We start from the raw sequence: 9,242 nt of genomic DNA, 5'->3' as shown, positions 1-9,242 counted from the left end.
TCCCGGCGGCGCCGCCCCGCGCCCCGGCAACAACCCCTTCGCTTCGTCGCAGGGCATGGGCCAGCGTCCCGCGGGCCCGCGTCCGGGCAACAACCCGTTCGCGTCCGCGCAGGGGATGGGCCAGCGCCCGACCCCCGGCAACATCCCGCGTCCGCAGGCTCCGCGCCCCGGCGCCCCGCGTCCCGGCGCTCCGCGTCCGGGCGGTGCGGGTCGTCCCGGTGGTGGCGGCGGCCGTCCCGGCGCGCCCTTCCAGCAGCGTCCCGGCGGTCCCGGCCGTCCGGGCGGCGCCGGCGGCGGCGGCTTCCAGCGTCCCGGCGGTGCCGGCACCGGCGCTCCCGGCGGCGGCTTCGCCGGTCGTCCCGGTGGTGGCGGCGGCCGTGGCCGCGGCCCCGGCGGTGGCACCGCGGGCGCTTTCGGCAAGGGCGGAGGCAAGTCGAAGCAGCGCAAGTCGCGTCGCGCGAAGCGGCAGGAATTCGAGATGCGGTCGGCGCCCGTCGTCGGCGGCGTCAACGTCTCCAAGGGCAACGGCGAGATCATCCGCCTGCGCCGTGGCGCGTCCATCGCGGACTTCGCCGACAAGCTCGAGGCGCTGCGCGGCTACACCGTCCAGCCCGGCACGCTCGTGACCATCCTGTTCAACCTGGGCGAGATGGCCACCGCGACCGAGTCGCTCGACGAGGCCACCTTCGAGGTGCTCGGCGAGGAGCTCGGCTACAAGATCCAGATGGTCTCGCCCGAGGACGAGGACAAAGAGCTCCTCGAGGGCTTCGGTCTCGACCTCGAGGCCGAGCTGGAGGCGGAGAACGAGGAAGACCTCGAGATCCGGCCTCCGGTCGTCACCGTCATGGGCCACGTGGACCACGGTAAGACGCGACTGCTCGACGCCATCCGCCAGACCAACGTGGTCGCGGGCGAGGCCGGCGGCATCACGCAGCACATCGGTGCCTACCAGGTGTGGACCGAGCACGAAGAGATCGAGCGCGCCATCACCTTCATCGACACCCCGGGTCACGAGGCGTTCACGGCCATGCGCGCCCGTGGTGCGCAGGTGACCGACCTCGCGATCCTCGTCGTCGCGGCCGATGACGGCATCATGCCGCAGACGGTCGAGGCCCTGAACCACGCGCAGGCGGCGAACGTCCCGATCGTGGTCGCGGTCAACAAGGTCGACAAGCCCGACGCCAACCCGGCCAAGGTGCGCCAGCAGCTCACCGAGTACGGGCTGGTCGCCGAGGAGTACGGCGGCGACGTCATGTTCGTGGACGTCTCGGCCCGCCAGGGCACCGGCATCCAGGAGCTGCTCGACGCAGTGCTGCTCACCGCCGACGCCGGTCTGGATCTCACGGCCAACCCGAACAAGGACGCCCGAGGCGTCGCGATCGAGGCGAAGCTCGACAAGGGTCGCGGCTCCGTGGCCACCGTGCTGATCCAGTCGGGAACGCTCCGCGTCGGCGACGCGATCGTGGCGGGCACGGCCTACGGCCGCGTGCGCGCCATGATCGACGAGAACGGCGATCCGGTCGACGAGGCCTACCCCTCGCGTCCGGTGCAGGTGCAGGGTCTGAACTCGGTGCCGCGTGCCGGCGACACGTTCATCGTGACCGAGGAGGACCGCACGGCCCGCCAGATCGCCGAGAAGCGCGAGGCCGCCGAGCGCAACGCCCAGCTGGCCAAGGCCCGCAAGCGCATCTCGCTCGAGGACTTCACGCGTGCTCTCGAAGAGGGCAAGGTCGAGTCGCTCAACCTCATCATCAAGGGTGACGTCTCGGGTGCCGTCGAGGCTCTCGAGGAATCGCTCCTCAAGATCGAGGTCGATGACTCCGTGCAGCTGCGGATCATCCACCGCGGCGTCGGTGCGGTCACCGAGTCCGACATCAACCTGGCGACGATCGACAACGCGATCGTCATCGGCTTCAACGTCCGTCCCGACGCGAAGGCGCGCGAGCGCGCCGCTCGCGAGGGCGTGGACGTCCGGTTCTACTCGGTCATCTACAACGCGATCGATGATGTCGAGCAGTCGCTCAAGGGCCTGCTCAAGCCGGAGTACGAAGAGGTCCAGTCGGGTGTGGCCGAGATCCGCGAGGTGTTCCGCTCCTCGAAGTTCGGCAACATCGCCGGTGTCATCGTCCGCTCGGGCACGATCACGCGCAACGCCAAGGCGCGCGTCATCCGCGACGGCGTGGTCATCGCCGACGGCCTGGCCATCGAGTCGCTGCGCCGCTTCAAGGACGACGTCACCGAGGTCCGCACGGACTTCGAGGCGGGTATCGGCCTCGGCAAGTACAACGACATCCAGATCGGCGACGAGATCGAGACCACCGAGCTGGTGGAGAAGCCTCGCGGCTGATCGCAATCGGTGAGGGGCGCCCGGTGGCGCCCCTCACCTGTCGAAAGGGTAGGGAAATGGCCGGCGAACGTCAGGCACGGCTGGGCGACCGCATCCGCGTGATCCTCGCCGAACGGCTCGAGAAGGGCCTTCGCGATCCGCGGCTCGGATTCGTCACGATCACGGATGTGCGCGTGACGGGCGACCTGCAGCATGCGTCGGTGTTCTACACCGTGCTGGGCTCCGAGGAGGAGCGCGCGGCATCGGCGCAGGCGCTGAGGTCGGCGACCGGGATGCTGCGCTCCGAGGTCGGCAAGCACCTCAACGTGCGCCTGACCCCGTCGCTGGAATTCATCCCCGACGCGATCCCCGAGAACGCCGACCACATCGCGCATCTGCTGCGCGAGGCGCGCGAGCGGGACGAGGCGGTCGCAGGCCTCGCGTCCTCCGCTTCCTACGCCGGGGACGCGGACCCGTACCTCAAGCCCCGCGAGGACGAGCCCGAGGCCGCGGCCGAGGACGAGCCCGAGGATGAGGCCGAGCCCGAGGACGGGCCCGAGACCGAGGACTGACGCTCACGACGGGAGTCTGAGCAGTCCGCCGGACGCCTCGGCGAGCCCGTCGGCCACGAGCGAGTCGATCGCCCGGTCCCGCTGCAGCGCATCGGGCCAGTCGGCGGCGACGTCGGCGAGGGGTACCGCGTGGGCCGGGGCATCCCGCAGCGCGCGCAGCACGACGCCGCGCGCCTGACGGTCGCTCCCTTCGTACTTCGCCTGCCGACGGCGTCCGTCGCCCGTGTCGGGGTATCCCGCCGCGCGCCACGCGCACCGGTCGGCGATCGGGCAGTCGTCGCATCGCGGCGCTCGCGCCGTGCAGACCGTCGCGCCCAGTTCCATCGCGGCCGCGTTCATGACGGCGGAGGCGGTGCGCTCCGGGGGGAGCAGAGCCGACATCGCGTCGAGGTCGCGCCGAGCGGGCGGATCGGGCTGCGAGCGGCCGTCGACGGCACGCGCGAGGACCCGCCGCGTGTTCGTGTCGACCACCGGATGGCGCTCGCCGTACGCGAACACGGCGACCGCCCGCGCGGTGTAGTCGCCGATCCCCGTCAGTGCGAGGAGCGCGTCCACGTCGCGGGGGACGACGCCGCCGTGGCGGTCGCGGATCTCGACCGCGGCGCGGTGGAGCCACAGTGCGCGGCGCGGATAGCCGAGGTTGGCCCACTGGCGCACCGCCTCGGCCGGGGAATCCGCCGCGAGCGACGCCGGAGTCGGCCAGCGGGCGAGCCAGCTCTCGAGGTGGGGGATCACGCGGCTCACCGGCGTCTGCTGCAGCATGAACTCGCTGACGAGCGTGCCCCATGCGCCGAACCCCGGACGACGCCACGGCAGGTCGCGGGCGTTGTCCCCGTACCACGCGATGAGCGGCGTCGCGAGGTCGGGCATGCCGCTCAGCCTATGCTCGGCGCGCACCTGGCGGCGCCGAGCCCGGCCGTAGGCTGGTGGCATGCGCCTGCCGATCACCCCCGTCACCACGCTGTGGCGCGAACTGCGCGACGAGGTGCGCCGGCTCTATCCTGGCGGGCGCGTGATCCTCGCGATCGATGGCGTCGACGGGGCCGGGAAGACGACGTTCGCCGACGGGCTGGCCGAGGTCTTTGCCGAGGTCGGGGCGGCGGTGTACCGCGCGAGCATCGACGACTTCCACCGCCCTCGGTCGGAGCGCTACGCCCAGGGCCGCACGAGCCCGGAGGGGTTCTACCGCGACTCCTACGACTACGCCACGTTCCGCCGCGTGCTGATCGACCCCTTCCGGGACGGCGCCCAGACCTCCGGCGCCACGGGCTTCCAGCTCGGTGCCTTCGACGTCGCCCGGGACGCGCCCATCGACGCGCAGTGGGTGACCGCCCCGCGTGACGCGGTGCTCATCATCGACGGCATCTTCCTGCACCGCCGCGAGCTGCGCGGTCTGTGGGACTGGTCGCTGTGGCTCGAGGTCCCCGAGCCCGTCGCCGCCCGCCGACTCGCCCACCGCGACGGCAGCGACCCCGACCCCGCGGCGCCGTCGAACGCCCGCTATCGAGAGGGGCAGGCGATCTACCTCCGTGACGCGGAGCCGGAGCTCGCGGCATCCGCCGTCGTCGACAACGCCGATCTCGCGCATCCCCGCCGCGTGCACGGGCTGGTCCGCTGATGGCCGCGCCCGGAATCCTCCTCGTCGACAAGCCCGGGGGAGTGACCTCCCACGACGTCGTCGCCCGTGCGCGCCGCGCCCTCGGCACGCGCAAGATCGGCCACGCCGGCACCCTCGACCCGATGGCCACAGGGCTGCTGGTGCTCGGCGTCGAAGGCGCGACGCGCCTGCTCACGTTCATCGTCGGACTCGACAAGACGTACGAGGCGACGATCCGGCTGGGCGCGTCCACCGACACCGACGACGCCGACGGGCAGACGGTGACGCAGACGGATGCCTCGTCCCTCGCCTGGGCGGCGATCCGGTCGGCCGTCGCTCCGCTGACGGGACGGATCTCGCAGGTGCCCAGCACCTACTCCGCGATCAAGGTCGACGGGCGTCGCGCGTACGACCTCGCGCGCGCCGGCCAGGAGGTCGAGCTCGCGGCCCGCGAGGTGACCGTGTCGCGGTTCGACGTCGTCGCCGAGCGCCGCACCGGAGGCTTCGTCGATCTCGACGTCGTGGTGGAGTGCTCCAGCGGCACCTACATCCGCTCGCTCGCCCGCGATCTCGGCGCCGCGCTCGGGATCGGCGGCCACCTGACGGCACTCCGCCGAACTCGGATCGGGCCGTTCTCCACGGTCGATGCCGTCGAGGCGGACGCGATCGCGGACGGCCTGCTGCTCTCGCCGGCCGCGGTCGCGGCATCCGTCCTCGGCCGGCTCGACGTCACCGGCGACGAGGCGCGCGACCTGCGGCACGGCAAACGGCTCGCGGGCGCGGCGTCACGGCTCGCGCAGGACCCCACCGCCGCGATCGACCCCGACGGGGTGCTCGTCGGGATCGTCGGCGCGCGCGGGGCGGACGTCAAGAGCGTGATGAACATGCCCGAGGAGGCGTCGCGATGATCCTGTGGTTCACGATCGTCGAGGTGACCGTCGCGGTGCTCGCCGGACTTGTGTGCGTCGTCGCCGGGCTGGCGGGCAGGCGCCCCAGCGACCTGACCGTCGGCGCGCTCGCGCTGGTCGAGCTGCTGCTGATCGTGCAGGTCGTCATGGCGATCATCGCCCCGTTCGCCGGCAACGCGCCGACCGGCAGCGCTCTGGAGTTCTGGGTGTACCTGGTCTCGGCCGCGCTGCTGCCGATCGCGGGCGTCGGCTGGGCGCTGGTCGAGCGCAGCCGCTGGAGCACCGTGATCATGGGCATCGCCGCTCTCGCGGTCGCCGTCATGGTCTGGCGGATGCACGTGATCTGGACGATCCAGATCGGGTGAGCGGTCAGCGCTTGACGAGATAAGCCGAGTGCACCCAGCCGGTCTTGCCCGCGTAGGTGACCTTGCGCCAGTCGCCGCTCGAAGCCAGGATCACGCCGACGTTGGCGCCCTTCGGGATGACCAGGATCCGCGCATACGCCGTGGAGGGGCCCGTGCGCAGGTTCAGCGCGGCCGTCGCGGCGTAGGTGGGCTTCGGCGCCGGCGGAGGAGCGGTCGCGGGTGCCGCCGGCTGGGTGGGGCTGACCAGCGAGGCCGAAACCCATCCCGACTGCGAGCCGACCTTGACGGGGATGAATCCGGTGGTGATCAGACCGGGCACGTGCACCACCGCGGTGCCCAGCGGAAGCATCCGGATGATGGAGTGGTTCGTCGAGGGGCCGGTGCGGAAGTTGACGCCCCCCACCGTGTAGTAGGTGCAGGTGGCAGGCGTCGGCTGCGCCGTCACGCGGTACGCCGACCCGTAGAGGTCCACGCCGCGCTTCTTGAGGAAGGCGGCGGGGTCGACGGCGACGAGGCCGCTTGCCGTCGACTGCCAGAGCTCCAGGTGCAGGTGGTTGCCCGAGGATGCCCCGCTGCTGCCCACCGAGCCGATGCGCTGGCCGTTGCGGACGAGCTGGCCGACCTTCACGTGCGTCGTCGACGACCACACGTGCATGTAGACCGAGCGGTACTCGACGCCGCCGAAATTGTGCTTGATCGTGATGTAGCCCTCGCGCGTCGACGTGCCGTCCACCGTCGCGATGACGATCCCCCCGGCGATCGCGGCGATGGGCGAGCCGCCTGCCGCTCCCATGTCCACGCCGCGGTGCACCGTCGGGCCGTAGCGGACGGGGATGCAGCGGGGGCCGAAGTGCGAGGTGAGGCTGTAGGTCTTCGCCGCGAGGGGGAGCCGGAAGATCGTGACGGGCGGCGGCATGGTCGTCTGCGCGGTCACAGCCACCGTCGGGGCCTGCTGGACAGCGGCCGTGGCGGGCGCGATGCCGGCGAGGACGAGCGCGGCGGTGGCGGCGCCGGCGAGCAGGAGGGTGCGGATCGATCGCATGATGCACTTCGCAGGGGAGAGGTGGACGGGGAAGCACGGCGGGGGTCCGTGCTGTGAATATTGTCACTTATCGGTGTGTCTGTCCATTGGTGTGACAGAAGTGGCCTATGTGATCCGGATCGCGAAGCCTTCACCGCAGCCGAACTAGGATTGACGAGCCATGACATCGACCGCTCGTCCCCGCCGCCGCATGACCGGAATCGGCCGCGTTCTCGTCATCGTCTACGGGATCATGGCGCTCGCCGCCACGGGGCGCTCGTTCGTCCAGATCGTCGAGCGCTACGAGGAGGCGCCGCTCGCATACACGCTGTCGGCGCTGTCGGCGGTGGTCTACATCGTCGCGACGCTCGCCCTCGTGTTCGCAGGCTCGCGCGGCTGGTATCTCGTCGCGTGGATCGCCATCGTGTTCGAGCTCGTCGGCGTGCTGGTGGTCGGTGCACTGAGCCTCGCGCTGCCGGAGCTGTTCGCCCACCCGAGCGTGTGGTCGTGGTTCGGCCTCGGCTACCTCTTCGTCCCGCTGGTGCTGCCCTTCTTCGGACTGTGGTGGCTCGTCACGCACCGGCCCGCAGCGCGCGAGTGCGCTGCCGAGGCGGCCGCGGTGGCGTCGTGATCGTCTTCCGCGACCCCGCCGAGGTGCCCGAGGGGTTCGGGCCGTCGGTGGTCGCGATCGGCAAGTTCGACGGCGTCCACTCGGGTCACCGGGCGGTCATCGACCGTGCGCGGGTGGATGCCGAGGCCGAGGGCGCGCGGGTCGTCGCGGTGACGTTCGACCGCAACCCGCTGGCGCTCCTGCGGCCCGACATCTGCCCCGACAGCCTCGTGGGCGTGCAGCAGAAGCTGGACCTCCTCGCGCAGTCCGGGGTCGATGCGACCCTCCTGCTGACCTTCGATCGGGAGCTGGCCGACCTCGGTGCGCGCGAGTTCGTCGAGCACGTCCTCGTCGGAGCGCTCGGGGTGCGGATCGTCATGGTCGGCGGCGACTTCCGCTTCGGCCGCGGCGGGGCCGGAACACCCGACCTGCTGCGGGAGCTCGGCGGCGAATTCGGATTCGAGGTCGACGTGGTCGACGACGTCCGGGCGATCGAGGCGGGACGCCGGGTGTCGTCGACCTGGGTGCGCGAGCTGCTGAGCGAGGGCGACGTCGCCGGGGCCGCGCGGCTCCTCGGCCGCTCCCACGCCGTGCGCGGCGAGGTCGTGCACGGACTCAAGCGCGGCCGGGAGCTCGGCTTCCCCACCGCGAACCTCTCCTCCGACCTCGAGGGATTCGTCCCCGCGGAGGGCGTCTACGCCGGCTGGCTCGTCGACAGCGAGAGCTTCGACGTCGAGCGGCACGCAGACCCGCGGCGCAGCATCCGCTACCCCGCGGCGATCAGCGTGGGCACCAACCCGACGTTCGACGACGTGCCGGTGCGGCAGGTGGAGGCGTACGTGCTCGACGAGACCGATCTGGATCTGTACGGGCACACCGTCGAGATCGAGTTCGTCGCGCGCATCCGCGGTATGGTCGCGTTCGACGGCATCGGTCCCCTGATCGCGCAGATGACCGACGATGTCGTCCGGGTGCGTGAGGAGCTGACATGACCGATGCGGCACCGCCGATCCGGCCTCGCGCGTCGGTGCTGCGCCGCGTGATCGTCGGCGTCATCGTCGTCTCGTTCGGCCTCGCCGCCCTCGGCGGCATCGTCGTGCTGCTCGGGGCCGACCTGGGCGATCCCGCCTGGAAGGTGCTGGCCACCACGGCGCTCGTCGGGGCCTTCAGTGTCGCCGTGCTGTGCTGCGCCTCGCTGCTCGGCCGGCGACTGCAGGTCGTGGGCCTCGTGGGCGCCGTCGTCGCGGTCGTCGCGGCGGCGCTGTCGATCATCGCCGTGTGGGCGCAGCCGCACTGGGACGCGGAGGTGTTCTGGGATCTGCTGTGGACGCTGGTCGCGGCATCCGTCGGACTGTCCTTCGCCTGCCTGCTCCTGCTCCTCGCCGATCGCCGCCGTACCGGGGTGCGCATCGGCCTCATCGTCACGCTCGTGCTGTTCGCCGTCGTCTTCGTGCTCGTCGTGTACCCGATCTGGACGGACGCGGCTGGGGGTGAGGTGTACTCCCGCGTCCTCGGGATCGCCTCGATCCTCGCCGCACTGGGCGCGATCGTGGTGCCCGTGCTCTCGCTGCTGCTGCGCGATCCCCGAACGACGAAGGACGCGCGTCCGGGATCGCTCTCGCCGTCGACGATCGCGCGCCTCGAGGCCGAGGCCGCCAGGCGGGGCGTCACGGCCGACGAGCTGGTGGCTCCGCTGATCTGGCCCGCGGCGGAGCATCCGCAGGCGCCCGCGAACCCGTAGACCGGCCCCGCCTCGCGCGCCTACGATCGAGCCGTGCACGGCGTCCAGCGGTCGCCGACGATCGCTGCGCACCCGCCCGGGCCGGGTAGGCTTGACGTTTTG

At 71.7% G+C, this 9,242-nt stretch carries 10 protein-coding genes; 8 read left to right on the top strand and 2 right to left on the bottom strand.

The window, feature by feature from the left end:
• A partial coding sequence (gene infB, locus ACE3O1_RS05305; RefSeq protein ID WP_374313176.1) for a translation initiation factor IF-2 occupies positions 1-2,347 on the top strand: 2,347 nt, incomplete at its 5' end.
• 56 nt (positions 2,348-2,403) lie between these two features.
• The gene (gene rbfA / locus ACE3O1_RS05300; RefSeq protein ID WP_374313174.1) at positions 2,404-2,898 is read left to right on the top strand and encodes a 30S ribosome-binding factor RbfA; all 495 of its coding nucleotides are present in this window, start codon (positions 2,404-2,406) and stop codon (positions 2,896-2,898) included.
• 3 nt (positions 2,899-2,901) lie between these two features.
• Here the strand turns inward: rbfA and ACE3O1_RS05295 are convergent, their stop codons facing one another.
• Positions 2,902-3,768, bottom strand: coding sequence for an A/G-specific adenine glycosylase (locus ACE3O1_RS05295; protein WP_374313172.1), 867 nt, complete (start codon positions 3,766-3,768; stop codon positions 2,902-2,904).
• A 61-nt stretch (positions 3,769-3,829) separates the two neighbouring features.
• Here ACE3O1_RS05295 and ACE3O1_RS05290 point away from each other — a divergent pair, with 61 nt between their 5' ends.
• Genes ACE3O1_RS05290 through ACE3O1_RS05280 form a run of 3 tightly spaced genes read left to right on the top strand, consistent with a single transcriptional unit; the run spans position 3,830 to position 5,768 of the window.
• A complete protein-coding gene (locus ACE3O1_RS05290; RefSeq protein ID WP_374313170.1) occupies positions 3,830-4,516 on the top strand; it encodes a uridine kinase in 687 nt (228 codons plus the stop codon).
• Positions 4,516-5,403, top strand: a complete 888-nt coding sequence (gene truB / locus ACE3O1_RS05285) for a tRNA pseudouridine(55) synthase TruB (protein WP_374313168.1) — start codon at positions 4,516-4,518, stop codon at positions 5,401-5,403. The genes ACE3O1_RS05290 and truB overlap by 1 nt, the downstream gene beginning before the upstream one ends.
• Positions 5,400-5,768, top strand: a complete 369-nt coding sequence (locus ACE3O1_RS05280) for a hypothetical protein (RefSeq protein WP_374313166.1) — start codon at positions 5,400-5,402, stop codon at positions 5,766-5,768. The genes truB and ACE3O1_RS05280 overlap by 4 nt, the downstream gene beginning before the upstream one ends.
• A gap of 4 nt (positions 5,769-5,772) precedes the next feature.
• On the opposite strand, the gene ACE3O1_RS05275 is transcribed toward ACE3O1_RS05280, so the two are convergent.
• Positions 5,773-6,810, bottom strand: a complete 1,038-nt coding sequence (locus ACE3O1_RS05275; protein ID WP_374313164.1) for a peptidoglycan DD-metalloendopeptidase family protein — start codon at positions 6,808-6,810, stop codon at positions 5,773-5,775.
• 190 nt (positions 6,811-7,000) lie between these two features.
• Between ACE3O1_RS05275 and ACE3O1_RS05270 the strand changes: the two genes are divergently transcribed.
• From ACE3O1_RS05270 to ACE3O1_RS05260, 3 genes are read left to right on the top strand one after another with little or no spacing between them, the layout of a single operon-like run.
• On the top strand, positions 7,001-7,420 hold the full coding sequence (locus ACE3O1_RS05270; RefSeq protein WP_374313178.1) for a hypothetical protein: 420 nt from the start codon (positions 7,001-7,003) through the stop codon (positions 7,418-7,420).
• The gene (locus ACE3O1_RS05265; RefSeq protein WP_374313162.1) at positions 7,417-8,391 is read left to right on the top strand and encodes a bifunctional riboflavin kinase/FAD synthetase; all 975 of its coding nucleotides are present in this window, start codon (positions 7,417-7,419) and stop codon (positions 8,389-8,391) included. The genes ACE3O1_RS05270 and ACE3O1_RS05265 overlap by 4 nt, the downstream gene beginning before the upstream one ends.
• Complete coding sequence (locus ACE3O1_RS05260; protein WP_374313160.1) at positions 8,388-9,140, top strand: hypothetical protein; 753 nt, start codon at positions 8,388-8,390, stop codon at positions 9,138-9,140. The genes ACE3O1_RS05265 and ACE3O1_RS05260 overlap by 4 nt, the downstream gene beginning before the upstream one ends.
• Positions 9,141-9,242 lie beyond the last annotated feature (102 nt).

The sequence above is a fragment of the Microbacterium sp. genome (assembly GCF_041909575.1).
Taxonomy (GTDB): domain Bacteria; phylum Actinomycetota; class Actinomycetes; order Actinomycetales; family Microbacteriaceae; genus Microbacterium.
This window is presented reverse-complemented; position numbering and strand designations above follow the sequence as displayed.

Excerpts from the sequence above, each read along its gene's own strand:
- truB (WP_374313168.1), top strand. The coding sequence starts at position 4,516 with ATGGCCGCGCCCGGAATCCTCCTCGTCGACAAGCCCGGGGGAGTGACC.
- rbfA (WP_374313174.1), top strand. The coding sequence starts at position 2,404 with ATGGCCGGCGAACGTCAGGCACGGCTGGGCGACCGCATCCGCGTGATC.
- ACE3O1_RS05295 (WP_374313172.1), bottom strand. The coding sequence starts at position 3,768 with ATGCCCGACCTCGCGACGCCGCTCATCGCGTGGTACGGGGACAACGCC.
- ACE3O1_RS05290 (WP_374313170.1), top strand. The coding sequence starts at position 3,830 with ATGCGCCTGCCGATCACCCCCGTCACCACGCTGTGGCGCGAACTGCGC.
- ACE3O1_RS05280 (WP_374313166.1), top strand. The coding sequence starts at position 5,400 with ATGATCCTGTGGTTCACGATCGTCGAGGTGACCGTCGCGGTGCTCGCC.
- ACE3O1_RS05270 (WP_374313178.1), top strand. The coding sequence starts at position 7,001 with ATGACCGGAATCGGCCGCGTTCTCGTCATCGTCTACGGGATCATGGCG.
- ACE3O1_RS05275 (WP_374313164.1), bottom strand. The coding sequence starts at position 6,810 with ATGCGATCGATCCGCACCCTCCTGCTCGCCGGCGCCGCCACCGCCGCG.
- ACE3O1_RS05260 (WP_374313160.1), top strand. The coding sequence starts at position 8,388 with ATGACCGATGCGGCACCGCCGATCCGGCCTCGCGCGTCGGTGCTGCGC.